The sequence below is a fragment of the Spirillospora sp. NPDC047418 genome (assembly GCF_040643275.1).
GTDB lineage: Bacteria > Actinomycetota > Actinomycetes > Streptosporangiales > Streptosporangiaceae > Spirillospora.
The window spans coordinates 1-25,573 of sequence record NZ_JBEYTW010000020.1 but is presented as its reverse complement, the minus strand read 5'-3'; the positions used below and the strand labels follow the sequence as shown (position 1 = coordinate 25,573).

Here is a 25,573-nt window from a genome sequence, read left to right as displayed (position 1 = left end):
CCCTCCTGCACCACGCTCCACACAACCGACAGGAAAAGACGAGAAGTGGCCGATACGACTTCCCCAAGCGCCCCGGTAAAGGGTTCGCGGCAACGGCGCGACTTTGCTGAGGCGATGCACGCCAACTACGTCGCCAAGGACGCCCACAAGGTCGGCAAGCACAAGATCCTGATCGTCCCCCTCATGCTCCTTACCATCGGCGCCGGCCTGGGCGCCGCAGCCCGAGCCGGTCTGTCCCCGACGTTGGCCTCGGCGGTGACCGGTACCCTGGCCGCCCTGATCAGCGCCTGGACTGTCCTGGCCGTCAGCGTGACCTTCCGCGTCGGCCCGCTACGGGACGTGGACTGGGCCACCGCCGACACCTACGAGCAGCAGCTCACCACCGGCGTGCACCCCGACACCCGCGCCGCCCTGGCCCGTATCCAAGATGCGGTCCGCAAGCGGTTCCCCGCCGCCGACCGCGTCCACCTGTACTCCCCGGACCGGCTGCCCGAACACGCGTGCACCCTGGACACCACCGGCTGCGACTGCGCCCGCATACGCTTCAACGCCGCGGTGCTGCCCAGTCTGCAGCACCCGGTCATCCTGGTTGGCGACCGCCTCCTGGAACACCCCGCCGCGCTGGCCTACGTCCTGGCGCACGAGGTCAACCACGTCCGCCGCCCCTGGCTGCACATCAGCCTCCTGCTGCAAGCGGTCACCCTGGCGGGCTGGCTGGTAATGGGCCTGCTCCTTCCCCTGCCCACCCTGGGCATCGTCGCCCCGGCCGTGTGGGCAACGACCATCGTCCTGAACTGGGTCAACGAACTCGCAGCCGACATCGCCGCCCGCCCCACCGGCCCCGATGCCGCCCGCAGCTTCTGGACGATGCGGCGCGCCGCCCGCCCCACCCGTACCGGCCGAGCCCGCCTCACCGGCGCCCTCACCGCCATCCTGGCACCAACCCACCCACCGATGGCGCTGCGCGCGGCCCTGGCCGACTACATCGCCCACCGCCCAGTCCCTTAGTGAAGGGCCCTGCGCTGTGATCGCGATGGATTCATTGAATGTCGACCCGTTCACTTCCCTCATCACCAGCGAGGGGCGATGCTGACCCGAAACCAGGTCGAGGGTGAAGGCCGGATCGGCACCGTCGTACAGGCCGGCCAGGTGCACGGCGACGTGCACCTGCACCCTCCGGCGCCCGTCTCGGCGGGGCCACCGATGATGCTGCCCGCCCCGCCCCACCGGATGTGCGACCGGGACGCCGAACGCACGCGGTTGAACAGGATCGCCGCCACGCGCCGTCACCCGGCGCGGCCGGACCTGCTGGTCATCAGCGGCCCGTCCGGCGCCGGAGCGACCGCGCTGGCGCTGGACGTCGCGCACCGCGCGGTACATGCCGGTACCGCCCCGGGCGGCGCGCTGTGGGCCGACCTGACCCCCGGCCTAGCGAGCGACCCGACCACAGGGCAGGACCAAGACCCGGATCGCGAAGCCCGAAACGGCGTCGATGCCGCCGTGACGTGCTGGCTGCGGGTCCTAGGCGCGGCCTGGATACCTGACCGCCCCGACCAAGCCACCGCGCTGCTGCGCTCGCTGACCGCGTCCCGGCCGGTCGTCGCGGTCATCGAGCACGCTGCCACGGCCGCTCAGGTGCGGGCGCTGCTACCTGCCACGGGCCTGGTCGTGGTGACCAGCAGACTCCAGCTCCCGGAGCTGGCGGCCGACGGCGCCCAACACCTCGACGTGCCACCGCTGCCAGACGACGCCGCGATGCAGCTGGCCGTAGACCTAATCGGCGCCCGCGCCTCCGAAGACCCCGACGGAGTGCGTGCACTGGTGGCCGTGTGCAACGCGCTTCCCGGCGCGGTCATCGCCGGTGCGACCTACGTGGCCGCCCGCCCGCACCGTCCGATCACCGAGCTGGCCGAACGCCTGACCCGGCCGTCGCCCCGGGGCGCGCCCCGCCCCATCACCGAGGAGGAGATCATCGTGACCACGCTCGACACCGTCTACAACGACCTGCCACCCGGCCATCAGGATGCCTACCGGAGCCTGGCGCTCATGCCCCATCCCGCCTTCACCGCCGCCGCGGCTGCCGCACTCTTGCAACTCGACGACGAGGCCACCGACACGGCACTGGCCCGGCTCCAACAGGCTCACCTGCTGGAATACGAGCACGACCAGTGGGAGATGCCCAGCCGCGTCCGCACCCACGCCACCGGCCTGGTAGTCGACCTTTCCGCTGACGAACGGACCGCCGCTGTAGCCCGCCTCACCCGCCACTGGCTGATGTGGGCCGCCCGGCTCGACACCCTCATCACGCCCGGCCGCCGCCGCCACGCCGCCGTCTTTGGCTGGCTTCCCGAACGTGCCCCCTCGGCTACCGGGGCCCAGGACGCGCTCGCTCTGATGCAGATCTGGGTCCCGACGCTCCTCGCGGTCCAGGCGGCGGCTGCGGACGCGGGACTGGACGAACTGGCCTGGCAGTACGCCGAGGCCCTCTGGGGATACGTGAGTCGGCGGCAGGACTACGCCGCCTGGAGGCAAGTCTGCGACATTGCGCTGGACTCCGCAGCCCGCATCGGCGACCCTGGCGCCTTGGCCCGCGTGCACTCTCTCACCGGGCTGCTGGAACGCTGGCTGGGCAACCTCGACGACGCCGAGCGCCACCACATCGAGACCAAACGCCTGTCCCACCTGGCCGGTGACACCCTGGCCGAGGCGTCCTCCGCCGAGCACCACGGCGCAACCCTGCTGCGAATGGGATGCCCCGACGAGGCATACCAGGTTCTGCTGGCTGGGCTCGCCCTGTACCAGGCCGTCCCGTCACATCCGCGAGGTGAAGCACTGCTGCGGCGCCAGCTCGGCATCACGTGGAGTCAGCTCGGGGACCACGACAAGGCCAAGGCCGAGTTCGACGCCGCCGCATCGGTGTTCCGCGCCCTCGACGAGCCCTACCCGCAGTCCCGGCTCGCCGTGAATTACGCCGAAGCAGCCGCCAGAGCCGGCCTGGTCGACGAAGCGCTGGCTCACCTGGACCGGGCCGAGCAGATCGTGTCCCATAGATCGACCGCCCACGACGCCTACCTGCAGTACCTACGGGCAGACTTGCACGGTCGCGCCGACGATCACGATGCCGCTCAGCAGGCCCTTGCGTCCGCCATCAGACTCGCCGACCGGCTGCCCGACGGCCATCCCACCACCCAGCTCATCAAAGCCCTGGTCGACGGACGGTCCGGCGCCGCGTAAGCATTCGAGCCGACCCTTCACCGACTTCCGGTGTCGCGACCTCCGGACGGGCGCGTCGGTTGGTTGAGGCTGGTCATGAGTTGGTGGGTGTCTTCGTTGGGTTCTGCGTCGATCTCGTCGAGGCGGCTTCCCAGGAGTTGGTAGGTGCGCCGGACGGCGTCTGGACGGCCGAGCCGGGCTTGGAGGCGCATGACCTCACGGTAAAGAGGCTCGGAGTATGGGTCGTAAGTGAGTGCTCGTTCGAGGGTGGCGAGTGCTCGGTCCGGCTGCTCTAGCTGGGTGAGTTGGACGAAGCATCCGAGGGCGTCGATGACGGTGCGGCGAAGGTATTCGCGGTGGGCATTGGCCCACTCGTACTCGAGACCGCTGGCGAACTCCCCGGTGTAGAGGTCGCTGACCGGCGCGAGAGCGTCGATGCGTTCGGTGTCGTCGTCGGCCTGTTCGGCGTCCGTGAGGGTGGTGGTCAGCTGCCAGAGGTCGACGTCGATGAGGTCGGGGTCGATGCGGTAGTGGCCGGCGGTGTGGAGAACGTACTTGGGTTCGACGAGCCCGGTTGCGGCGCGCAGGGCTTTGCGGATGTTGGTGGTGGCGGTGTTGAACTGGATGACCGCGGACTCGGGTACGAGATCGGGCCACAGGGCGCCGATGGCTTGGTCGCGGGTGGCGCCCTTGGGATGCAGGGCGAGGTAGGCGAGCAGTTGTTTGGCGCACGTGCGCATGCCAGAAGTGATGGGGCCGTCCGCGGTATGGAGGAGGATCGGTCCGAGTACCTGAAGTCGGGCTGGAGCCTGGTGGCCTTCGGTGGAGGAGCGGGGCGGCGGGACAAGAGAGTGAGCACTCTCTGGGGCGGGTTCATGCGGGGTGCCGGTGCTCCCTACGGGTGCGGGAATAATGGGTTCGCTGCCGGTGGCGGTCTGAATGGTCTGCAGCATGCCGGCGGCGTCGTCGGCGGTCAGGTGGAACAGGTGCGCTCCGGTGAACTGGTCGGAGCAGGGGCCGTTGGCTACGGTGACGGTTCCGTCGTCGGCGAGTGCCAGGCCGGTACCGACTTCCCAGGTGCCGAGGAGTAGTGCGCCGATGCTGTAGCGGCGGCCGAGCATGGCGAGGGCGTGCACGGTGGCGGAGTTGTACACCTTCGTCGCGTCGTGCGTGGGGGCTGCTGCCACCAGAAGCATCGTCGGCAGCGGTTCGGCGGGGTCGTCGATGCGCAGAGCGGCTACGTCCGGCAATTCGGCCGTCTGGCGCATTCGGCTGCGGCGCAGGAGTTCGGCCTCGAGGTGTTCGACGGCTTCGTTCAGGGACGGCGTGGTGATCAGGCCCTCGACTGCCCTGGCCAGGCCGGTGATGTCGGCGCCGGGGAAGAGTGCTTCGGCGTCAGCTCGGGGGATGACGATCTCGGCGCGGTAGCGGCGGGACTTGGGCAGGAGTTCGGTGGTGATGGCTCGTGCGGCGGCGTGCGCGCCGTCTCCGGTCAGGCCGAGGCTGAGACCCGCCAGTGGGATGCTGACGGCCTGGCCGTCGCGGGTGCCTACGACGAGGTGGTCGGGTTCCGGGGTGAGTAGGTCCTTGCGGACGAGTTCCGGGTCGGATGGGACGGACGCCTCACGGTCGGTGTAGGTGTCCAGGTGCGCCTTGTGGGCTTTGAGGACCGGGGCCGGGATCGGGGATTCAGGAACGTATTCGGCGGCCTCGGGATCGGTTTGCAGCGGATGCCGGCGGCGTCGGTGCAGGCGGGTGGCGGCTACGGCCACGCTGAGCGCGGCGGCGAGACCGAGGCCGATGAGCGAGCCGGATGGCAGGGAGATCGCCAGGGGTGAGTCCGCATCATCCTGGTCGTTCGGTGGCGAGGGCGCCGGGTTGGCGGAGTGGTCGGCGGGCGGTGCCACGACGGGGCTCGGCACCGGCGACGTGGTCGCTCTGCTGGTCGTTGAGCCGGGCGGAGCGGGTGTGCGAGTACGGCTTTGCGTCTCTTGTTCAGGCGGAGCTTCGCGCGGCATCAGCCGCGGTGAGACTGCTGGCGAGGATGAAGACGCCTTGTCCGGCGTGCTGAGGCGCGGAAGCCGGACGCGCTGGCCCGGGTGGATAATGTCGGGGTCGGTGAGGGCGGGGATTCCATCGGGCTGGTCGATGTTTCGGCTGCTCTCGAAGATTTCGGAGTAGCGGTCGCCGGAGCCGTAGGTGCGGCGGGCGAGGCCCCAGAGGGTTTCGCCTCGCTTGACGACGTGGGTTCGCTCGTGATGGTCAGACCTCGGCCGGGCCGCGGGCTCGTCGGCAAGTAGTGGATTCCACTCGTATTCGGCTGCCCCCTGCGGTTGTGCGTCTTGCTCGGGAGATAGATGCCCTTGTCCGCCGGATTCGGGGTCGGCAGCGGCATGGACTCCGGTCACAGCGTGCATGGTGGTCGCGGCGGAGGCCGAACTGGCCAGAGAAGCGGCGGCGCTGAAGGTGAGGGTGGCTGTGGCGACCAGGGTTCGGACCAGTTCTTGGAGCGGTCGGACGGGGCGCGACGCGGCGGACCTGGATCGTCCGGCCAGATAGTTCACCGCCTCGGAGCAGACGGTGATGATGAACAGGCACCACGCGCCCCAGCCGATCAGGAAGATCGTGGCCAGGAACAGGCTCTGGTCGGTGTCCTGCCGCATCAAGGTCGCGCTGATCTCCTCCCACGATGGAATCCGGTCCGGAATGGGCGAGCCGCCCATGGCGTACATCGCGACCGGACATCCGACCAGGAAGAACAGGAAGACCACGAGAGCGGTGAGCCCCCGCGCGAAGTCGGCGAGGCGGCTGCGTCCGGTGTAGGTCACGGCTGGTGAGGTCCTTCCACTCCGGTGGTCAGGTTCGCGGTCGCGTCGCCGTTGGCGCGCAGGTGGCTGATGCCGATGACGGGCAGGAACAGTGCGGGCCGGGTGATGGTGACGTGGACGTGTATGGCGCGCGTTCCGGACGTCGTCACCGTGCCGGTGTAACCGCCCGCCCGCAGGTAGTCCCGCGCAGCGCCGATCGCGGCACGGCGGTCAACGGTGAACTCGCCGTCGCTGTAGGCGCGGTTGAGGTCGACACGTCCGGCTCCGGCGCGGGCGGCTTCTTGGGCCGCTGTGTTGGCGTCCTGGCGGGCTTCGAGTTTCTGCTCGAAATCAACGACGGCACCGAAGAGCACCACCACGACCAGGGTGAGGATGACGGCGAATATGCTCACGCTGCCCGCATCGGTGAGGCGCTGTCGGCGGCGGCCGGTCCTTGAGCCCAAGCCGGTCACCGGTCTCTTCCTCGGTAGGGATCGATGGGAGACCGGTGAGTCTTGGTCACGGTTCGTGATCCGGGCATGCCCGGTAGCGCCACGTCGGCGAGCCGGATGACACAGGTGACCCGCGCCGATACCGTCCCGACCTGACCCACCGGGCGGCGGAAGCCGGATAGGTCGAGCTGGATGGTCGGGCGGCAGTGCAGTCCGCGGTCACTCAACGTTGCCATGGCGCTGGCTGTTGCGTCCGCGCGGGCTTGGGTGGCGGTGCGGGCGATGGAGGCGTGCCGGGCCGCGTCGGCGGCGGCCTGGGCGACGACGGCGCTGCCGTGCTGGACGCGCATCACCAACAACAACCCGGCCAGGAACGTGATGAACAACGGGGCGAGGATCGCCACCTCCACGGCTGCGTTCCCCTCGTCCTCGGTGCGCAGCAGCGTCCTCCGTCTGAGGCGTTTCCTCATGGCTGCTCGGTGGTGAAGCGTTCTCTTGCGCCCCGTGCCGTGCGGCTGATGGCGATGTCAACGCCGGGCAGAATCGAGGGAGCACTTCCGGACACCTGGACGGCGATGGTCGTACTCCCGGACACGGTCACCTCCGGTGCACGCAGAACAGGTTCGGCACGGGCGAAGGCCATGGCGGCGGATCGGCCGTCGGCCGCGCTGCCATGACGGGCGCGAGCCGCACGAAGTCCTTCCTCAGCGGACGACAGGGCCACGTCACGGGCTACCGAGATCATGACCGTCTGCAGCAGTGCCAGGAACAGCACGCCGACGGCGGGGAAGACGATGGCGGCCGTGACGGTCGCCGATCCGGTGTCCCGTCCAGGGCCCTTGGCCAGGTTGCGCCGGGTCATGGGCCGCTGGAACCGGGGATCTTGCTGATCCAGCCGTTCACCTTCCCGGCGACGGCGAGGTAGACGGTGAAGGCCAGGCCGGCGAACCCGGCCACGATGATGATCGTCTCCACCACACCCGACCCCCTGTCGCGCCGGACATCGAGATCTGCGAGTCGGTTGAGAAGGGCGATCGTCAAGCGTGCTGCAGCGGTGTTGAGCGCGTTCATGGTCCCCCGAGTCGATGATGCGAAGTGGGCCTCAGCCAGATGAAAGAAGCTTGGAGAAGAACGGGAAGCCGATCAGGATCACGAAGCCGAGCATCAGCAGGGAGGTCGGCACCCACATCGCAGTGGTGCGGGCGTTGGCCTCGGAGCGCGCGGCGGCGGACGCCTCATGCCGCATCGAAGTGATCTTGGCGATGAGCACGTCGTGCATCTTGGCGCCCTCGGCTCCGGCGATCTCGGCGGTGTGGGCCAGGTCGATCAGGTCCCGGACGTCGATGTCGGCGCCGAGGTCGGCGAGCGCACGCCAGGGCTGCTGCTGCGCGTGCCGAGCACGGGTAAGGGCTTGGTGGATGCGCTGAAACGGCCACCCGTCAGTGATCTTCGCGGGGTTCTCCAGGGCGGAGTTGAGGGCGGCGCCTGCCTGCCGTTCCAGGACGACCAGTTGCAGGTAGGAGGTGAAGGCGTAGCGGAAGTCCCGGCGCCGCTGCCGGGCCTGGGACCGAATGCTCCAGTCCGGGATCAAGGACAGCACCGCCGCGAGCATCAGCCCGGCCAGCATCGGAAATGACCAGGGCAGCGAACCTCCGGTGAGAGCCATGAGTGCACCGAGCACCGCAGGGGCGGTCAGACCGGTGATGAACAGAGCCAGTTTGTCGAGCATGAACCGCTCGACCGACCGTCCCAGCAGGGCGAGATCGGCTCTGGGGACGGCCACCATGCCGGTCGGCCGCGCGACCCGTTCGGCCAGCCACCGTCCCGCCCGCTCGCCCGGCGTCGCGGTGCCAGCCGAGACAGCGGAAGGCGCGAGCGGTACGGCCTGGAGACGGGCCAACGCCGTGTCTAGGCGCGGCGGCGCAGGCCGCAACTCCCGGACGAGCACGATGAGTCCGGTGGCGCCCAGGCATGCGGCGAAAGCGGCGATGAGCGTCACCGTGCCGCCCCCTGTTCGACGGTGCGGCGGGTGACGTGCAGGAATCTGGAGCCGGTCGACAGGACGGCCAGCCGCTGCATCCACCACAGCCCGGCCGCGTAGATGCTGGCGACGACCGCCAGGACGGTCTGGCCGAGCGGGGTGTCGTAGGGGCCGGCAAGTGTTTGCGAGGACGCGAACAGCACGCTCAGCGCCTCGACGGAGGCGACGATCACGATCAGGGTCGTCCGCAGTCCGGCCCGTTCGGCTTCGACGTCGCGGCGCACGATCACCTCGTGCTCGACCGCGTCGGCTAGCAACCCCAACGCCTCCCGCGTACCTGGGCCACGGCGGCGGGTGGCCAGAAGCAGAGCACAGGCAATCAGGTCGGCAATGGGGTCGTCGAGCTGATCGGCGAACGCCCGCAGCGCCTGCTCGGTGTTGGCGTGGTTGTTCAGGCGTCCGGCCAGCAGCGCGACCGGTTCGCGGATCGCGGCGGGGGCGACTCGCGCGCTGTCGGCCAATGCCTGCTCCAGGCCCCTGCTGGCCCCGATCATCTCCGCCAGCCGCCGTGACCACTGCGCGAGGGCTTCCAGCCGCGCGATGCGTCGCTGCGGCGCGCGGCCCGACAGCATCGGTGGCAGCGCGTACACCGCGGCTCCGGCCGCCAGCGCCGCCACCGGCCATCCCGACAGCAGCAAGACCGCTGCCGCGCCGGCGATAGCGCCGAGCAGCCGGTTGCGACGCCCAGGCCATGCCGGTGACCGCAGCATCGTCTGGAACCGGGACGGCGGACGGTCGTCCTGTTCGCCGAACCCGACGCCCCGGACTGCGCCCACGAGCGCGAGGACGCTTCCAGCGGTGCACAGGCCGGCGAATGCGGCCAGCAGCCCCGTCATGCCCAACCCCCATCCGCTGGTGCGGGTGTCAGGAGCTCGGGGTCGAAGCCGTGCTCAAGGAGTTCGTCCAGCAAGCGGGGGCTGATGTGCCCGCCTGCTGGTGCGGCACGTCCGTCCGGGCCAGGAGTGAACACGAAGTTGCGAGTGGGTTCGGCCGAGTCCGCGGGCGGCCCGATCTCCATCACCTGGGACACGTATCTGCCGTTGCTGGCTTGGTCGCGCTCCAAGTAGACGATGAGGGGTTCGGCCAGTCCGAACATCAGATGCACGTCGTCAGCGCTCAAGCCGAGGTCGGCGCGGCGGCCGAGCTGGATGACGCGGCTGAAGACGTGCTCTGGGCGGTGGACGTGCAGCGTGCACATGGAGCCGCGCGCCCCGGAGTACATCACCTCCAGCATCGGAGCGAGTTCCCCGTGCCGGGCTTCACCGACGATGACGCGGTCGGGGTTAAGACGCAGGCAAGCCGGCACAAGATCCTGCAACCGCACCTCGCCCGCGCCTTCGGAGTTGGCCTGGCGCGCTTCGAGGGCGACTACGTCGTGATGCCGGTGGGCCAGCCTCGGGTCGTCCAGGAACAGCTCGAAGTCGCTTTCCAGGGTGATGATTCGCTCCTGCGGGGCGATCTCGCCGGCCAGAGCCCGGACCAGGGTGGTCTTACCGGTGTTGACCTCTCCGCACACGATGATGTTGCGGCGCGCGGCGATCGCGGCTCGCAGGAACTGCTCCAGCGGCGGTGTGAGGGTGCCGAGTCCGGTGAGTTGCCGCAAGGAGATGTCAACGAGGCGGTGCACTCGGATCGCCAAATGCGGCTGCCGGGACACCCATCCGACCACGGCGAGCCGGAGCCCGTCGTTGAGTGCGACGTCCAGCAGCGGGGATGCGTGGGAGAACTCGCGGCCGGTGTTGCCGCGCCGCGCCAGCAACTGCACCCACTCGATCAGGTCCTCGTCGGTTTCCGCGACCGGTGGGCCCGGCTCCTTCGCGCCGTTGGTGTAGCTGATCCAGGTCTGGCGGCAGCCGTTGACCACGATGTTCTCTACGTCGGAACGTTCCAGGTAGGGCTGCAGGGCCCCGAGCCCGAAACGGCGGTCGAACACCAGTCGCGCAACCTGCTGCTGCTCGGACGCCGACACGACCCGCCCGGCGGTCATCTGCTCATGGGCCCATGCCTGGACTTGCGTATCGATCAACTGCCGCGATCGAACCCGGTCGACTCCGTCACCCAGGACGTCAACGAGCTGCGCCGACACGTCACGGACCGCTGCCCACATGTTTGCTTCGCCGCTTCGCGGCAGAGGAAGCGCGAACGGTACCGAGGTGTCCATACCGGTGGAGCTCCAGCCCGGGGCGGTCACTTGTGAGCCCCCGCTGTCGCTAGAGGCTCCGACCGCGCTGCTCGGTTCTTCGGAGGGGCGCCCATCGAGTCCGAGGCGACGACGGCGGCGTGGAGTCGTCGTCCCAGGTGTTCTAGCGAACGGATCAGCAGCGAAGTTCTGAACGTCAGCCGAGGACGCGCACCATCCGACAGCACCTTGGCGTCCACCGGCGAGGATGGAAGCTCAGCCAGTACCGGGACGTCCAGGGCACGTTCGACCTCGGCTGCCCTGTAAGGCCCATCGACGATCAGACCCAACCCGAGTGTCGCGTGCTCACCGACCAACCCCTTGAGCGTGTCCAGCCGCGGTTTGGCAGCATCAACCTGCGGCAACGTCGGCTTGAGGATCATGACCACGGCGTCAGCCGCCTTCAGCAGCTCGGTGGGCGTGTCAGCACCGCCGACTCGGCCCAGGTCGGCGATCACATCGCCGTCCCAAGCCGTCAGCGCCTCGGCCAGCCTGCGCCACACCGGAGCCAACCGCGTTCCATGCCGCGGATCACGGACACCATGCAGCAGCTCCACGTGCCCGTCGTCCACGATCGGCACCACGTACTCCTTCAGCGGTATCGCCGCTTCTTGGTCGGCTTCGACCGCCATCGCCAGCCCGAGCAGCCCCGGACCGGCTGATTCACGCATACGGTCCGCCATGAACCCCGGCAGTACGCGGCGTCCCATCGGGTCGCATTCGGCCAACAGCACCCGCCCCGGCCACAGCAACGACAGACCGAGGGCCGTTGTGGATACCCCGGGAGCACCACCGGGAGAGATCAGGCAGCACAGCCCCATCGCTTCAACCTCTCCTTTCGGTCACCACGAGCACGACCGATCCGGCCGCTGCCTGCCGAGCCACCGTGCTGCTGTCCGAATCGGCCACAAGTAGCGACACCGCCACCGCTCCCTCGGCGTCCGGGCGCTCCACCTGGTCGACCACGCCCGTGACGTCCTGCAGCACACCGGCCTGGGCGCGGCTCCGCACCGAACCGGCATCAGCGCTCTGCTCGCCGGAGGCGAAGACCACACGGACGTGCCACCCAGGCGCCAGGCCTGGCGGTACGGCGCCGGCCTTCAGCGGCACCGTCACCAGCGCCTGCCCGCGCTGCGGACTCTGCTGGGCTGTCAGCTGTGAAGCCGCCAGGAACGTCCCCTTCCGCAACCCCACGGCGGCGCGCTGCCCGATCACCTCCCGTAGCTGAGACTGCGGAATCGTCGCCCCGGGAGAATCCGTCGCCACCCGTACCACGTCCAGATCGGCTTGGACGATGCTGTGCCCTACCGGAACGTCGCGTGCCACTCGTACCACCGGCATCCGCTCTCCGGCTGAACGGAACAGGTAGACATTCGCCGCCATGGCGAACACCAGCAGCATCACCCCGGACGCGATCCAGCCGGGCCGCCGCTGCCGCGCCAGTCGCTTCGACGACGTGGGCAACGGTCCGCCGGTCAGCTTCGGAACCGCCGGCTTGGGCAGCGTGCCGCCGCTGAATCTCATCGTGCTCCTCATCCGTATAGACCCTGTGCCTCGGCCACTCGCAGCCGGAAACTCGTTGAACGCGTCAACGGCGGCAGCGCCCCGCCCGACCCGTCGGAACCCCGCCACGTACCGCCCCACGTCACCGTCACCCGCACTCGATACGCGCCACCCGGCTCATGCGCCGACGACCGCTGGAACGTGTACGAGCAATCGGTGCGCTGCGCTGACGCCGGACGAGACTTGTCGTACGCGGTGCCCACTCCGGCGCAGCGCACGACGCGATGTCCGTAGCCGGGATCGATCGTCAGGCTCTGCGGCTTGGCCGTCACTTCCACCCACACGTCGCGCGCTGTCGTCCGGCCGCTGATCGGCCGGGAATTCGTCACCCAGAACCACTCCGGCAGACCCACGAGTCCGGCTGATCGGCGAGGTGGTGCCGTCCGCACCACCGGTGTGGGGATCGGCATCCGCGTCCATCTGCTCAATGCCAACTCTGCCGGGGACACCTTTGCGGACTTCTTGCGGACCGGTGTGCATACCTCCACGTCATCGCTCAACGTCCGGCAATCGTGCGGTCCGATGTCGTGCGATTCGTCGACGGGGGCACTTGCCCCGGTCGGGTGCGAGCCGGATTTGCTGCTCCCAGGGCGCCCATCATCCTTCGCTCCGAAGCCATATCCGTTCAGGTTGGCTTCAGGAGGAATCGGGTCGCGGGGCGGAGGAGCCAAAATAGGCTGCATCAGGAGTGCGCCACTGGTTAGCACAGCAGAGGAGACGGATACCATGTCAGCAGCCCTCGCCCAGGACAACGTACTTGCTGACGCGCCACTTCCCATCGGCGGACCTAACCAGGTACGCCTTGGTGTTCCCCTTCTCGACCCCTCGGTTGATCTTCTTGCGCGTGCCCTTGTTCATGATGCCGGCCTTGCTGGAGTCCTGGCAGTCACGCAGGGTCGCATCATTCCCGGTGACATCCACGCTCGTGATGTGAACGATGACCTTCCCGTATGAGGTGAGGTTCTTGCTTTCCAGTTCCTCGGCTCGTTTCAGAACGCGCGAAAGCTGGGGCTCGACCATCAGTGTGGTCAATTGCTGCTTCCGAGAGCTCTCGGGAAGGGAGTCGGCATGGTCGAGTATGGCGATGAAGGACGTGTAGACGCGCTTGACCGCCTCGTCTTCCGAAACGGGAGACTGCGGGGAGGCGGGCACGTTGCTCGGCGATGGCAGGGCGACGGCCTGACTATCGCTCTTACAACCCGCCAGCGCTAGCACAGCGCATGCGGCACCGATCCAGCAGAGCCGATGCGCTGCCTGTCGGTCGATTCCGGTCAACGTCACACCTCCGTGATTTGGGTCACCCGCCGGTGCTGCCGCGATCTTCATAGCGACAGCACCGGCAAGACGACGTCGAGCGATCGTAGGCGCAAGCGAAGCATTTTGACTCCGAGTCACGCCGCGATGAGGGTAAATCCCCGCACAGGCGAGGCCAAGAGACATTGGTCGGCTCGACCATCTGTCCCATATGGTCGAAATGCGATCTGTACGCCAACAGACCGGTACCGGAACAGGTCCTCCTTGGAGCTCACATTTCCGCGTCAGGGGCGATGGACACCGCCGAGATTCGGCCATCCCGAATTGCAGCCAGGAGACGGTCCTCCGCAACCTGTCGCTGCTTGTACAAGCGGCTCGCCGGCACCCCGTTGTCCTTGGCCAGGCACTGGACGGACAGGCCGTCCAGTCGCGTCGCGATGATGAGCTCGGCAGCGGCCGAGGTGACGATCTCCTGCCGCGCGGCTTCCAACAACAGGGCGACCGGGTCGATGTCGGAGACCGGTGGGCGAGCGGGCAGCTCGCTCGGGTCGCATGGGACCTGGCGGGCGTCCCGTCCGCGAGCTCGCAGGGCTCCCTTGCGCGCCCACAGCATCAGCCGCGCTGCGATGTGCGGACGGTCGATGTCGATGCGCGCCAGCTGCGCGACGAACTCCGTGAGCAGCTCCGACACGATGTCGTCGACGAGCCGGCTCGGGCTCGACCGGATCACCCGCGCGGCGGTGCTCTTCAGACCCGGCATCGCCACACCGACACAGCCCACGACCCAAGCAGGATCACCGGCCCGCGCTCTGCGAACGAGCTCCCGCCACGCGGCGTCCTTGAGTTCGTCCGATGCGGACGTCTCCAGCAGCAGCATGCGAAGTTCCCTCAGGTCGATGGCCCGATCGGGCAGGCCGTGTCCGACGGCTTCTCCGTCGACCGCCAACGGACTCGGACCGGTGGTCAGCAACTGGAAGGATCGCTCGGCGATGCTCAGCGCGTTCTGGCCGTACTCGCCGGCGGTCGCGCGGATCGGACGCTGGTGGTTGCTCTGGTGGTTGTTCATGACGCCCCCGAAGGTCGTGACGGATCGATGGCGTCAGTTGTCCGCCCCGCCATGAGCACTTCATGAGCACTTCGTAGGCACCGAGCGTGCTTACGGAGTGCTCATGGACTGCTCAGAATCGCCCTGAACTGCGAAGACTCCGGATCGAGCTTCAGTTGCAGCTTCGAAGGTAAAGCCACCCTCCGTGCTCAAAAGCCGCCTGACCTGGTCAGCCCTCCTGGTATCGGGGCCTCGGTATGGGCTTGGCAAACCTGGTTCGAGAGGTGGGGGAGGAACAGTGGAAACTCGCCCGCCTATGCCAAGCCCTCGGCCGATGAGCTATGTCGGGGGTACTCCTTAGAGTTCTCGGCGCGGGCGCAGGTACGGGCCCGTTCCGACATGAAGAGTCCTGAGGAGCAGCGGCATGGGAGCCAAGACGGCGCTACTGGCATTCGCGGAAGGCGACATCCGTTCAGTGCTGGCTGGAGCATCGCGCTCGGACCGGGCCGCTGCCGAGAACCTGGTCCGGCAAGTTCATCCGGACTACGCAGTCGAGGCGATCGCGGACAGCACCCTCGACAACACCTACCCGCCCGACGACGTGACCTACGCCGCCGCGCTGCCCGGAATCGATCTGATCATCGACCGCAGGCTCGTGCACGACAACCCATCGGCGCTGCCCATGCACCTATTCCAGCTCGGTGAGGGCCGGCGGATCATCATGCACGGGATGCACTCGGTCGTCGACTGGCTGGCGTTCGCGATCTGGGAGAACGGGAACCTGGTGCGGTCGCTGAGCCTGTCTCCGGACAGCGGGATCATGGAGAACATCGGCGAACCGCTGGAGTTCGAGCGGCCCTACTGGGCGGGCGAACGCGCCGTCGAACTGGATCCGGAGTGGGACGAGGACCCGTATCCGCTGCCGTTCCATCCGCTGGAATTGGGAGAGGATTCCTTGCGCGCCCTGTTCGGTTTCGTCATCGAAGGTTATCCCGAAGCCGACGACATCATCCGCCACGAGATCCCCATGCACGGGTTCCGAGTGACTGACCCGACCGGATGTGAACAGGCCGAACGTGAAGCCGCCTATGCCGAGGCAGTCGAGAACATGGGGCCGCTACAGGCCTTCCAGGTAGGGCCGGACGGGAAGTTGCACGAAGTCAGCCTCGATGACCTTTGACCCCATCAGAGGGCGCGGCTCCAGCGGAAATGTCTGCGTTGATCACATGAGGGCACTACTGAGGTCGGACATCGACCATCGAGGCTCGCACAATCCCCAGTGCTTCACGAGTTGCTGTCATCTTTCATGTGCCAGTGGATGCGGGTGTCGCCGGCTCTTAGGCAACTGAGGCGGTGAGCTAGTTCTTGGCGGGAAAAAGGGTCGCCGGGGGCGTTGCGGATGTGGATGCCGATGGCGTAGGTGTCGCGGATCTGCATGAGGGTTTCGTAGCCGGCCCATTCGCGGAGGTCGTCGCTGTAGGCGGCGGCGAAGTTGTTGACGTCTGCGGGTGAGAGGCCGAAGCGGCGTTCGCCGTGGTAGCTGTGGATCAGGTCCCACTCGCGGGGGCCGAGGGCGACGCTGTCCCAGTCGCCGAGGATCACGCGGCCGTCCTCGTGGCGGAGCAGGTTGTCTATCCACGCGTCGCCGTGCAGAAGTGCCGGGGGCTCGCGGAACGGCAGGGCGAGCCAGGCGTTGGTGAGGTCGGCGATGCGGTCGGTGAGCCAAGCTCGATCGTCGTCGTTGAGGACGCCGAGTTGGTGCTGGACGGTTGTGCGGATGCTCGCCAGCGGATCTGTCAGTTTCCGGAGCTGAAATGGTGGCGTTGGGCCGGTGTGGAGGGCTCGGAGTAGTCGGCCGAGGTCGGTTGTGGTGGCGGGGGCCGGTGCGGTGGGGACGTAGTGCCAGAAGGTGACGGTGGCGCCGTCGACGTTCATCGGTTGACCGATGATTCCGTCGGCTGGCCGTACGGTCGGGAAACCGCGGTCGGCGAGCCAGCGCGTGACCGCTAGGACAGTGGGGAGCCGCTCGGCAGCGGTGGGGGCCGTGGCGATCCGAGCGATGATCGGCGCGCGGAGTTTGAATACCGCGTTGCTGCGCAGCCGTAGGAGTTCGGCGCCGGTCGGGTCGAGGCCGGCTCGGTTGCAGGCGTCGTCGAGTATCTGGTGGGCGCGCTGGCGGAGGTTGGTCGCACCGGTGAGTTGGTTGGGCATCTCAGTGACCGGGGATCGCGGCGGTGTCCAGGGCCAATGCCTCTTCAAAGGTGTTCAGGGCCTTGTCACGTCGGCGGCTGGAGGGGATGGCGGAGCGGACGTCTCGGGCGCGAACGAACACGATGGTCGTTCGCTGTTCCGGCGGCAGCGCCAGGAGGGTCTGCGTCGCGAGTTCGCATGCCTCGGCCTCCCTCGCACTGCGGGCGAGTGTCGTCGCCCGGTCGAGTCTGATCAGTGCGGGGTCGATTCCCGGACTGGTCGGGCGGCACAATGCCGAGGCCGTGTCGTGTACTGCTTGAGCGCGTTGCAGGTCGGGTAGGTGCGCGTGGGCGCCGCTCATGTACAGGTAGAGGCGCTGCTCGGTGAAGTCGAAAGCCAGCGCCCCGGTGTTGCGGCCTTTGATCTGGGAGAAGAGCCGCTGGGCCTGGGCGAGCGCGGCGGTGGCGCCCTTTTGGTCGCCGATACGGGCCAGAGCACGCCCTTCGGCGGCTGCGGCGAGTGCCGTGGGCGACGAGGGCTTGGCACGGCCGAGGGCTTGGGCCTCTCTCGCGAGGCTCACCGTCTCGGCTGGATCGCCGTAGTAGTAAGGCAGCATCGCCTCCTGCGCACGGACTAAGGCGCGGAGCTGAGGGTCGCCGGTGTCGTCGGCGGCCGTCTTGGCGGTCCCGTACCAGGCGCGCGCTTGGCGGATGTCTCCCAGCTTCATCAGGGCGTCTGCGCTGAGGATCGCCAATGTGGCGGCGACCCGCGAGAGCCGGCATTGGATCGGGCCCGATTGCCGCTGGGAGGCGAGGCTGCGGACATCGCTGAACTCCAGCATGAGCTGGCACAGCATCGGCAAGGGCGGCGTGGTCAGGTAGTCACGGCGGCAGCGCAGAACCGTCTGCTCAAGATGGTCCATCTGTTCCTCGGTGACCGTGCCGGAAGCCAGGGTCCGGTCCATCTGCTGCCGAAGCGTGTCCACTTCCGCCATCAGGCGCCCGCGGGAGACCCGGGCGTTCCCGATCATGACGTCGTTGAACAGAGCTCGACGACTGGTCTCGTCCTTGGGTTCGTGGAGCGGCCCGGGATTATGCAGGGCGCTGGGGGTGAGCACCGGCACGTGCGGGGTGGGAAGCGAGGGTGGTGGAGTGCGTGGGCCGGGGACGATTGCGGCCTCGTCGGCGACGGCATCGTCTGAATAGTCGGCGGCCAGGCCGAGGCGGATGGGGTTCGCCCGGTACAGCCTAGAGAGCCGGTCGACAGTGTCGGGCCGTGGACGACCTCGGCCGTTCTCCCACACGTTCAGCAGATCGATATTGGCGTGCGGCTCTCCGAGGTGCTCGTGTTCGCACAGTTCGGTCAGGTGGTCGATGGCGGCTTGGGCCGTCCAGCCATGGGCGAGGCGATGGGCCTTGAGCAGGCTCACTCCGCAGCAGCGGTGGATGGCCTGCACCAGTTCCCACGTTCGCCATTCCTCGGCCTGGGCCCGCTCGCGCCACCGGCGTGCGCAGGACGGTGCATGCTCTCCTCGCGCCATTCGCTTCTCCCCATGCTGTTCCGCTGAGGCCGGGTGCCAGTGCCTTCAGCGTAGACGGCCCTGATCGGCCCGAACCGCTGCCTGACCGGCGCGCATGATGGTCTGGCGGATTGTCCACGGGTTCGAAGTCGGTTTCCGTGTTTGCTCCACGGTTTCTGCGGATTCGTGGATTGCCCGCGATTGGCGGCCCGCTGACTCTGCGTCACTGTTCTGGCACTCAGACGTGGTCAGCGGGCTGCGAGGCAGCCAGAACCGTTCAGGAGGTGTGGTTGTGGCGGAGTCCCCCGGGTCCGAGCGGGAGGTGATATCCGAACAGACCGACGAACTCGTCATCGAAGGGACGGAGTGCGCCGGTCTGCGTCTGGAGGCCCATGGCCTTCCGGACGAACGGACCGCGCGTCACGCTAGGGCGGCTGTCCGGGAGGTCCTGCGGAACGTCGGTGCGGACGAAGGCGATGTCGACGATGCCGAGCTGGCCGTTGGTGAGCTTGCCGCCAACGCCGTCTCCTACGCCGTCGGGCCTTACGAGATCCGCTTCGTGATCATCGCCGGACGTCCGGCCTGGTGCGAGGTCGTTGATGGTGATGCTGGACTGTTCGGCATTCCGGAGATCTTCGAGAAGCTGCGCCGAACCGAGACGTCGGACTGCGTTCCGGACGAGGTGCCGCAGGAGAGCGGCCATGGCCTTGCCATCGTCCACCGGATTTCAGGCGGCCGGTGCAAGGCGTATCCCACTGTCGTCTCCTCAACCGGGCGACCGGGCAAGGCCGTGGCCTTCGCGCTGCCAGGGAGTTGAGCGCTGTGGGAAGGCGTTACGACCTGGGAGCCGGTGGCGTGTGGCCGATCTGTGAGCCTCAGTTCGGTTCGCCCGACCGTTTCGAGTTGGCGCGCGATCTCGTCGACAACCTCAGCGATGCTGGCCTGTGCGCGGCCAGCACATGGGAATGGGTGCCGTCCACCGTCTCGGTGTCGGCCCGCCTCGTCGGCACCGATCCGCGTTCCAACCGGACCGTCTGGTGCCTGCCGTGGCCCGGCCGGCACGTCCTGTACTGGCAATGGAGGCGAACGGCGTCCCGTGGCGGCGTCGATGTCGGCGGTTGGTTCGAGCCGCTGTGCCCCGTCGCTGACATCCCGGGGGCCGCTTCGCATCTCATCGCGGCCGTCCGCCTTGTCCCCGATCTTTCGCCGTAATCAGTCCATCCGACCTGGGGTTACGTGGCTTGAAGACCTCGTCTTCCGCGCTACCCGATTGCCTTACGAGTGTTCCACGACGGTTGCAGGGTCCGTCCGTCTGGAAACTTGACGGTGTTCCGGGGTGCGGGTGAAAGTCGAGCAGGCGGGCGTCACCCTTGGTCACACTCGCGACGCTGGAGGCTGTCGTGCGACTAAGTTTCGTTGGTATCACGCCGGACACCCCGACCAATGAGTGCCCGGCCGTCTACGTCGATGAGGACACCGGCGACGTCTGGTTCCAGGGCGAGCAGGTCACCGACCCGCGAGCGCTGGCCGAGGTCGCTGGGCACAGCCCGATCGGCGAGCACGAGGTGGTGGTGAAGCTGCCGCCGGTGATGAAGGACATCATCCTGGAGGCGATCAATGGCACTTACGAGCGAGGGAGGCGCGGGCCAGGCCGCCACGGCGAATGAGGAGACCGGAGCGTCGGTTCCCGAGTCGTTCACCTCTCTGCTGACCGGGTGCCGGTTCTCCGCCGTGCACTTGGAGCAGCGGGATGTCTACACCCCGGCCAATCCCGACTTCCTGAGGTGGCGGGACGGCGATCGCTTTGACCCGATCGAGTGGGGACGCGACTGGATCGACCTCGTGGCGCCGTTGGTCGCGCGTGGCGTGTCTGTTCGTCGGGCCCGGATCGTCTCCGAGCCGGTCACCGACTACATCTGGTTCGAGCACGGCGTCACGCCGATGAACGTGGCCGCCGGTGAGCAGGTGCGGTGGCTACCCCGCCGCCGGGCGCTCGATCTGGCCGTGCCGCTGAACGACTACTGGGTGTTCGACGACCGGGTGGTGCAGTTCAACCATTTCGCCGGGGACGGCTCGTCGCTGAAACAGCCTGAGAATCGCGACGAGCCGGCACTGGTGTCGCTGTGCTTGACGGCGTTCGAAGCCGTCTGGGAACGGGCGATCCCGCACGAGGACTACAGGCCGGCCTGACCGATACCACTGGACCCGCCATCGTGCCCAGCTCGCCCTCGTCGTCAGCACAGGCCGCCCGGCAGGCGCTCGCCGATCAGCTGAAGGAGATCCGCACCGATGCCGGGCTGACCGCCAAGGCGCTCGCCGCGGAAGCCGGATGGGATCGGACGAAGGTCTCCCAGATCGAGCACGCTCGCCGCCCGCCGTCCGCCGAGGACATCAGGACGTGGTGTCGCGTGTGCCGGGCCGACGACCAGGCCGGCGACCTGGTCGCGTCGTTGCGGACCGCCGAGGGCATGTGGGTCGAGTGGCGCCGTATGGAGCGCAGCGGGCTGAAGCGGGCGCAGGAGTCCGTCCTCCCGTTGTTCGAGCGGACCCGCGTATTCCGGTCTTACTCGTCGTGGTTGCTCCCTGGCCTCCTCCAGACCGAGGACTACACCCGGGCCGTGTTGCGGGCGGTGCGGCGGCGCCGCGGGCTGATTGACGATGTCGAGGCCGCTGTCGCCGTCCGCATGGAACGCAAGCAGCTTCTCCACCGGCCAGGACGTACATTCGCGTTCCTGGTCGAGGAGTCGGTTCTGCGGACGGGGATCGGCGGCATGGATGTGATGCGGGGGCAGCTCGCCTACCTCGCTGAGGCGGCCTCCCAGCCGGCGGTGTCGCTGGGGATCGTCCCGATGAGGCCTGACCGCGACATCCGCCCGGCCGAGGACTTCTGGATCTACGACGGCGAGCAGGTCAGCGTCGAGCTCGTCTCCGGCTACCTGACCATCACCAACCCGCGCGAGATCGCCATGTACGGGCAGGTCTTCGGCTCGCTGGCGGACGAAGCCGTCTACGGGGCACACGCCCGGAGGCTCCTCGAAGACGCCGTCGAATTCCTGGATGACCAGAAGTGACCTGTCACATCTGGTCACACTCATCGCCGCGCCGATTCCACTGCTCTTAACGTCGCACTGCATCGCCCAGCGGCGACCGAACAGCGGCCATCACCGACCGTCAGCGGCACCGGGGGCGTGTACCTACCGAGCGTTCCAACGAACGGAAGGACCAGCAGATGAGCCACAGCACGATGGAGCCCCTCCCGTCCGCCGGGCAGACGGCGCACGAGGACCCGTTCGACCTGGACATCCGGATCCTCGAGTCCAGCGACGCCGCCGCCTCCCTGATCAACCTGACGGACGACAACTGCGGCAGCTCGTGCCCCAAGGCCTGCGCCACCAACGTCGGCTGACGCTGACGCACCGGCACCGGAGAGTTCAGGCTCTCGGCGGGCTGGCCAAGGCATGGATGTTCGGACGAGGAAGGGGCACGGTGGACGGCCGGTTGTATCGATGCGACGACTCTGCGTTCCTGCGTGCCGCCGCGTTGACGGAACTACCGGTGCCAGCGTGCCCTGATCTCTCTGCGGACTCTCCAAGACATGTTGCCCAGTGGCTCACGTGGCTGCGGAACGTCTGGGCGATCGACGCGGTCACCGAAGCGATCGGCCATGCCAGCCCTGTGCTCGCGCAGGAAGTGCGAACGGTATTCGCGGCGGAGGCTCCCGATGCTCGACGGGTACGGCGGGCAGCGTCGTCTGTGGCTCGATACGTCCTGCGGATGACGGGCCGGGCCACCCCCTTCGGCCTGTTCGCCGGGGTGGCCCCGGCATCGTTCGGCAAGAGGCTGACCTGCCGCTGGGGCGATCATCACCGCGTTGTCGCGCGCCCCAGCGGGGCTTGGCTGGCGGACGTGATCATGCAGTTGGAATCGTGTCCGGAACTCTTCCTACGACTCCACTTGGTGACCAACGCCTTGTGCTTTCAGCGCGGTGATCGATTGATCGTGCCGTATCCGTCTCGGAACCATGACCGGCACCGCCCTCCTACAGCCGAGGTCTCGGTTCGACACACGACGGCAGTCCAGTTGGCCGTCGAAGCTGCCCGGTCGCCGATTCGGTGCGGCGAACTCGCCGCGAAACTCGCCGCGGAGTTTCCTTCGGTGTCGTTGCCATCGATCGCCGGGATGCTGGCTGACCTGGCGAAACAGCACGTCCTGATCAGCAGCTTCCGTCCGGCTTCCACGGTCGTCGACGTGCTCGGGCATGTGATCGGGCAGCTCGACGCCGCCCCGGTGGACGACATTCCGCGGGCAAGGGACCAACTGGCTCCGCTACGCCAAATCCAGGGTGAACTCACGCGGCACAACGACACTGCCGAACCTGCGACCAGGCGACGCATGCGGACCGATGTCACGTCCCGGATGAGGGAGCTCAGCGCCGAGCCCGCCCCGCTGATTGTCTTGGACCTGCATCTCGACAGCCGCCTCGTTCTCCCCCGCCACGTTGCACGCGAGGCTGAAGCCGCAGCTTCCGCGCTCGCCCGGTTGACCGCCCATCCGCACGGAACACGGGCATGGCAGACGTACCACACCCGCTTCTTCGAGCGTTATGGCATCGGCACGCTCGTGCCCGTCCTGGAATTGGTGAATCCGGACGTCGGGCTCGGGCTCCCGGCCGGATATCTGGGCGCTGCGACCCAGCCTCGTCCGCGTTTGTCCGAGCGTGATGAGCGAATGATGGCGCTGGCGCAGGCCGCCGTCCTCGAGGGACATGACGAGGTCGTCCTGGACGAGGGGGCGCTCGAACAGCTTGCGTCGGACGGAACGCCTCAATGGCCGGCCCACCTGGAGATGTCCTTTCAGCTGCGTGCGGCATCGGTGACGGCGGCTAACGACGGTGACTTCTCCCTCGCCGTTACCGGCGTCTCCCGAGGCGCGGCCACCATGACCGGCCGGTTCATCGGCACGCTCAGCCACGCCGACCAAGCACCTGTGAGACGCGTGTTCGAGAAGCTTTCAACGCAAGAGGCCGATGCGCTGCCCGTCCAGCTCTCGTTCGCCCCGCTCAACGACAGCGCTGAAAACGTCAGCCGCGTCCCCGAGTTGCTGCCGTACGTCGTCAGCCTGGCCGAGCACCCGACGGGAGCCAGCACGCACGTTCCGCTGGACGACCTTGCGGTCGGCTGCGACGGCGAAAGGCTCTACCTGACCTCCAGGAGTCTGGGGCGGCGTGTTGAACCGGTGGTGCCGCATGCTCTCGACCTACGGGCACACACACCACCGATCGCCCGTTTCCTTGCGGAGATCAGCAGAGCACAGACCGCCGTGGTCACAGGGTTCGACTGGGGCTCGGTCGGTTGCCTGCCGTTCCTGCCACGGATTCGATACCGACGCACGATTCTCTCGCCGGCGCGCTGGACCCTCGATGCGGCGGATCTCCCTGCGGAAGACGTCCCGTGGCCACAGTGGAGAGCCGCCTTCCAGCGGTGGAGCGTCCGTCGGCGGCTTCCTCGTGCGGGTCTGCTGGTGCAAGGGGATCGTCGGCTGCCGCTGGATTTCGCTGACCGAGGCCAACTCGCGCTGCTCCGTGCCAGCCTGCGGACGGCGAGGAGGGTGGTCCTCGAAGAGGCCGCGGAATCCGATGCCCACGGATGGTGCGACGGACGCGCCCACGAAATCGTCGTCCAGCTGACAACCACCCGCGCCGCGAAGGCGCGCCAGCCCATCGGCGTGCAGGTGGCCGGACGCGGCGATGGGCATGTGCCCGGAGCATCGGCCTGGCTGCTCGCCAAGCTGTACGGGTCTCCAGAGCACCAATCGGAACTGATGGCCCGGCATGTTCCCGCCCTTCTTGCCGCGTGGGATGAAGAGCCCGGCTGGTGGTTCATCCGCTACCACGCCCCTGAGCCGCACGTACGCCTCCGGATCGCCTTGTCCGACGCGTCGGAGTTCGGGCCGGCTGCCGCCCGCGTAGGCACGTGGGCGCAGCAACTTCGACGCCTTGGCCTTCTGCGTGACGTCGAGTTCGCCACCTACTACCCCGAGACCGGACGCTGGGGAGTCGGACCGCTGATGGCGGCGGCAGAGGCCGTGTTCAGCGCCGACTCGCACGCTGTAATAGCCCAGCTCACCGAACGGTCCGGAGCCCACCCTCAAGCCCTCGCGGCTGCCCAGTTCCTGGCGATAGCCATCGCTTTCACGGGCAGTGCGGAACTCGGGGCGTCATGGGTGGCGCGGCACACGACGGCCAAGGCACCCATGCCGACACCTCGCGACGTCCTGAACGAAGCCGTGTGCCTGGCCGACCCGACGGACGACTGGGCAAGGTTGCGTGCGCTTGCCGGCGGCCGAGCCATCGTCGACGCATGGAGAACTCGGGATCGGGCGTTGGCGGCGTACCGCGCTCTTCTTCACGAGACCGAAAGCGTCGATCCTGACACCGTCCTTGCTTCACTGCTGCACGCCCACCACATGCGAGCTGTTGGGCTCGATCCCGACGATGAACGCACTTCTCTTCGGCTTGCCCGCGCTGCTGCCCAAGCGTGGACGGCTCGCCGCCTGAGGCGACAAGCATGACGCCGCTGACTAGGGAGGCGGCCCAAGCCGCAGCCGACGGCATCGCTGAGCGGCTCTCCTCACCTTCCGTCGTCCGCTCCATGGGACTGCGTGGCGGGTGGTGGCCCCAGTCCCTCGCGGTCGGCGCAGCCGGTGTCGCGCTGCTGCACATCGAACGTGCCTACGCCGGGCTGGGACCGTGGCAGCGGGCCCACGAGTGGCTCGACGCTGCGGCGGTCGACGGTATCGATGCGGGCAATGGCTCCCACCTGCACTACGGAGCACCAGCGGTCGCGTTCGCCCTGCACGCGGCCAGCTGTGAACTCGGCAGGTATGCCCGCGCCCTGGAGACCCTCGACCGCCACATCGCCGCTGAAACGCGCCGCCGCCTGGACGCCGCACACGCCCGCATGGACGCCGGCCAGCTTCCCGCCTTGGCCGAATTCGACGCCATCCGTGGTCTGACCAGTATCGGCGCGTACCTGCGGCAGCGCGATACGAACGGCCAGCTACTCGCCGAGACCTTGGCCTACCTAGTTCGGCTCACGGAACCCGTCCAGGATCACGACGAGCCGCTGCCCGGCTGGTGGACCACCCTCGCGCCCTCGGGACGCCTCTCCGCCGAGTTCCCGGGCGGGCACGCGAACACCGGCATGGCGCACGGGATCGCCGTTATCTTCCGCGTCAAGTCCCTTATGCCAGGTAGCGCTCTTGCGTTTGGTTAAGGCACGTGAGCCACGTCAGGAGAGAAGGCCATGCTG

25 protein-coding genes are annotated in these 25,573 nt (G+C 68.0%); 11 read left to right on the top strand and 14 right to left on the bottom strand.

Annotated features, from left to right (window positions below; genetic code table 11):
• Positions 1-114: 114 nt before the first annotated feature.
• On the top strand, positions 115-1,008 hold the full coding sequence (locus ABZ806_RS15360; protein ID WP_500217913.1) for a hypothetical protein: 894 nt from the start codon (positions 115-117) through the stop codon (positions 1,006-1,008).
• Between the two features lie 78 nt (positions 1,009-1,086).
• Positions 1,087-3,234 (top strand): hypothetical protein, encoded by a 2,148-nt coding sequence (locus ABZ806_RS15355; protein ID WP_500217912.1) that lies wholly within the window; start codon positions 1,087-1,089, stop codon positions 3,232-3,234.
• 17 nt (positions 3,235-3,251) lie between these two features.
• Here ABZ806_RS15355 and ABZ806_RS15350 read toward each other — a convergent pair whose 3' ends face one another.
• From ABZ806_RS15350 to ABZ806_RS15295, 12 genes are all read right to left on the bottom strand, one after another.
• Entirely contained in the window at positions 3,252-6,041 is a 2,790-nt protein-coding gene (locus ABZ806_RS15350; RefSeq protein ID WP_500217911.1) for an AfsR/SARP family transcriptional regulator, read from the bottom strand.
• Positions 6,038-6,493 (bottom strand): pilus assembly protein TadG-related protein, encoded by a 456-nt coding sequence (locus ABZ806_RS15345; protein WP_500217910.1) that lies wholly within the window; start codon positions 6,491-6,493, stop codon positions 6,038-6,040. Before ABZ806_RS15345 ends, ABZ806_RS15350 begins: the two co-directional genes overlap by 4 nt.
• Positions 6,490-6,942, bottom strand: coding sequence for a TadE/TadG family type IV pilus assembly protein (locus tag ABZ806_RS15340; protein WP_500217909.1), 453 nt, complete (start codon positions 6,940-6,942; stop codon positions 6,490-6,492). Before ABZ806_RS15340 ends, ABZ806_RS15345 begins: the two co-directional genes overlap by 4 nt.
• The gene (locus tag ABZ806_RS15335) at positions 6,939-7,334 is read right to left on the bottom strand and encodes a pilus assembly protein (RefSeq protein WP_500217908.1); all 396 of its coding nucleotides are present in this window, start codon (positions 7,332-7,334) and stop codon (positions 6,939-6,941) included. Before ABZ806_RS15335 ends, ABZ806_RS15340 begins: the two co-directional genes overlap by 4 nt.
• A gap of 240 nt (positions 7,335-7,574) precedes the next feature.
• Positions 7,575-8,471, bottom strand: a complete 897-nt coding sequence (locus ABZ806_RS15330; protein ID WP_500217907.1) for a hypothetical protein — start codon at positions 8,469-8,471, stop codon at positions 7,575-7,577.
• The gene (locus ABZ806_RS15325; RefSeq protein ID WP_500217906.1) at positions 8,468-9,349 is read right to left on the bottom strand and encodes a type II secretion system F family protein; all 882 of its coding nucleotides are present in this window, start codon (positions 9,347-9,349) and stop codon (positions 8,468-8,470) included. The genes ABZ806_RS15330 and ABZ806_RS15325 overlap by 4 nt, the downstream gene beginning before the upstream one ends.
• Entirely contained in the window at positions 9,346-10,674 is a 1,329-nt protein-coding gene (locus ABZ806_RS15320; protein WP_500217905.1) for a TadA family conjugal transfer-associated ATPase, read from the bottom strand. Before ABZ806_RS15320 ends, ABZ806_RS15325 begins: the two co-directional genes overlap by 4 nt.
• Before the next feature lie 26 nt (positions 10,675-10,700).
• Entirely contained in the window at positions 10,701-11,513 is an 813-nt protein-coding gene (locus ABZ806_RS15315) for a hypothetical protein (protein ID WP_500217904.1), read from the bottom strand.
• Between the two features lie 4 nt (positions 11,514-11,517).
• Entirely contained in the window at positions 11,518-12,216 is a 699-nt protein-coding gene (locus ABZ806_RS15310) for an SAF domain-containing protein (RefSeq protein WP_500217903.1), read from the bottom strand.
• 8 nt (positions 12,217-12,224) lie between these two features.
• A complete protein-coding gene (locus tag ABZ806_RS15305) occupies positions 12,225-12,608 on the bottom strand; it encodes a hypothetical protein (protein WP_500217902.1) in 384 nt (127 codons plus the stop codon).
• A gap of 376 nt (positions 12,609-12,984) precedes the next feature.
• Positions 12,985-13,530: a hypothetical protein gene (locus ABZ806_RS15300; protein WP_500217901.1), complete on the bottom strand. Its 546-nt coding sequence runs from the start codon at positions 13,528-13,530 to the stop codon at positions 12,985-12,987.
• A gap of 250 nt (positions 13,531-13,780) precedes the next feature.
• Complete coding sequence (locus ABZ806_RS15295; protein WP_500217900.1) at positions 13,781-14,575, bottom strand: hypothetical protein; 795 nt, start codon at positions 14,573-14,575, stop codon at positions 13,781-13,783.
• Between the two features lie 403 nt (positions 14,576-14,978).
• Here ABZ806_RS15295 and ABZ806_RS15290 point away from each other — a divergent pair, with 403 nt between their 5' ends.
• Positions 14,979-15,734, top strand: coding sequence for a DUF6928 family protein (locus ABZ806_RS15290; RefSeq protein WP_500217899.1), 756 nt, complete (start codon positions 14,979-14,981; stop codon positions 15,732-15,734).
• Positions 15,735-15,838: 104 nt separating this feature from the next.
• Here the strand turns inward: ABZ806_RS15290 and ABZ806_RS15285 are convergent, their stop codons facing one another.
• Complete coding sequence (locus ABZ806_RS15285) at positions 15,839-16,765, bottom strand: phosphotransferase (protein WP_500217898.1); 927 nt, start codon at positions 16,763-16,765, stop codon at positions 15,839-15,841.
• Between the two features lies 1 nt (position 16,766).
• On the bottom strand, positions 16,767-18,284 hold the full coding sequence (locus tag ABZ806_RS15280) for an NsdA family TPR-like regulatory protein (RefSeq protein WP_500217897.1): 1,518 nt from the start codon (positions 18,282-18,284) through the stop codon (positions 16,767-16,769).
• Between the two features lie 271 nt (positions 18,285-18,555).
• Between ABZ806_RS15280 and ABZ806_RS15275 the strand changes: the two genes are divergently transcribed.
• The 8 genes from ABZ806_RS15275 (at position 18,556) to ABZ806_RS15240 (ending at position 25,537) form a co-directional block, all read left to right on the top strand.
• Positions 18,556-19,080: an ATP-binding protein gene (locus ABZ806_RS15275; RefSeq protein WP_500217896.1), complete on the top strand. Its 525-nt coding sequence runs from the start codon at positions 18,556-18,558 to the stop codon at positions 19,078-19,080.
• 5 nt (positions 19,081-19,085) lie between these two features.
• Positions 19,086-19,475, top strand: a complete 390-nt coding sequence (locus ABZ806_RS15270; RefSeq protein WP_500217895.1) for a hypothetical protein — start codon at positions 19,086-19,088, stop codon at positions 19,473-19,475.
• A gap of 158 nt (positions 19,476-19,633) precedes the next feature.
• Positions 19,634-19,930: a hypothetical protein gene (locus ABZ806_RS15265; protein WP_239067770.1), complete on the top strand. Its 297-nt coding sequence runs from the start codon at positions 19,634-19,636 to the stop codon at positions 19,928-19,930.
• On the top strand, positions 19,881-20,453 hold the full coding sequence (locus ABZ806_RS15260) for a DUF6879 family protein (protein WP_500217894.1): 573 nt from the start codon (positions 19,881-19,883) through the stop codon (positions 20,451-20,453). The genes ABZ806_RS15265 and ABZ806_RS15260 overlap by 50 nt, the downstream gene beginning before the upstream one ends.
• 23 nt (positions 20,454-20,476) lie before the next feature.
• Positions 20,477-21,334, top strand: a complete 858-nt coding sequence (locus tag ABZ806_RS15255; protein ID WP_500217893.1) for a helix-turn-helix domain-containing protein — start codon at positions 20,477-20,479, stop codon at positions 21,332-21,334.
• A gap of 158 nt (positions 21,335-21,492) precedes the next feature.
• Entirely contained in the window at positions 21,493-21,669 is a 177-nt protein-coding gene (locus ABZ806_RS15250) for an FxLD family lanthipeptide (RefSeq protein WP_364545425.1), read from the top strand.
• A gap of 80 nt (positions 21,670-21,749) precedes the next feature.
• Entirely contained in the window at positions 21,750-24,833 is a 3,084-nt protein-coding gene (locus ABZ806_RS15245) for a lantibiotic dehydratase (protein WP_500217892.1), read from the top strand.
• A complete protein-coding gene (locus tag ABZ806_RS15240) occupies positions 24,830-25,537 on the top strand; it encodes a lanthionine synthetase LanC family protein (RefSeq protein ID WP_500217891.1) in 708 nt (235 codons plus the stop codon). Before ABZ806_RS15245 ends, ABZ806_RS15240 begins: the two co-directional genes overlap by 4 nt.
• Positions 25,538-25,573: the final 36 nt, after the last annotated feature.

Bases quoted from the DNA above. Each gene is read 5' to 3' on its own strand.
- ABZ806_RS15340 (WP_500217909.1), bottom strand. From the start codon at position 6,942: ATGAGGAAACGCCTCAGACGGAGGACGCTGCTGCGCACCGAGGACGAG.
- ABZ806_RS15285 (WP_500217898.1), bottom strand. From the start codon at position 16,765: ATGCCCAACCAACTCACCGGTGCGACCAACCTCCGCCAGCGCGCCCAC.
- ABZ806_RS15310 (WP_500217903.1), bottom strand. From the start codon at position 12,216: ATGAGATTCAGCGGCGGCACGCTGCCCAAGCCGGCGGTTCCGAAGCTG.
- ABZ806_RS15320 (WP_500217905.1), bottom strand. From the start codon at position 10,674: ATGGACACCTCGGTACCGTTCGCGCTTCCTCTGCCGCGAAGCGGCGAA.
- ABZ806_RS15355 (WP_500217912.1), top strand. From the start codon at position 1,087: ATGCTGACCCGAAACCAGGTCGAGGGTGAAGGCCGGATCGGCACCGTC.
- ABZ806_RS15240 (WP_500217891.1), top strand. From the start codon at position 24,830: ATGACGCCGCTGACTAGGGAGGCGGCCCAAGCCGCAGCCGACGGCATC.
- ABZ806_RS15360 (WP_500217913.1), top strand. From the start codon at position 115: ATGCACGCCAACTACGTCGCCAAGGACGCCCACAAGGTCGGCAAGCAC.
- ABZ806_RS15335 (WP_500217908.1), bottom strand. From the start codon at position 7,334: ATGACCCGGCGCAACCTGGCCAAGGGCCCTGGACGGGACACCGGATCG.
- ABZ806_RS15295 (WP_500217900.1), bottom strand. From the start codon at position 14,575: ATGAACAACCACCAGAGCAACCACCAGCGTCCGATCCGCGCGACCGCC.
- ABZ806_RS15315 (WP_500217904.1), bottom strand. From the start codon at position 11,513: ATGGGGCTGTGCTGCCTGATCTCTCCCGGTGGTGCTCCCGGGGTATCC.
- ABZ806_RS15250 (WP_364545425.1), top strand. From the start codon at position 21,493: ATGAGCCACAGCACGATGGAGCCCCTCCCGTCCGCCGGGCAGACGGCG.
- ABZ806_RS15290 (WP_500217899.1), top strand. From the start codon at position 14,979: ATGGGAGCCAAGACGGCGCTACTGGCATTCGCGGAAGGCGACATCCGT.
- ABZ806_RS15325 (WP_500217906.1), bottom strand. From the start codon at position 9,349: ATGACGGGGCTGCTGGCCGCATTCGCCGGCCTGTGCACCGCTGGAAGC.
- ABZ806_RS15280 (WP_500217897.1), bottom strand. From the start codon at position 18,284: ATGGCGCGAGGAGAGCATGCACCGTCCTGCGCACGCCGGTGGCGCGAG.
- ABZ806_RS15260 (WP_500217894.1), top strand. From the start codon at position 19,881: ATGGCACTTACGAGCGAGGGAGGCGCGGGCCAGGCCGCCACGGCGAAT.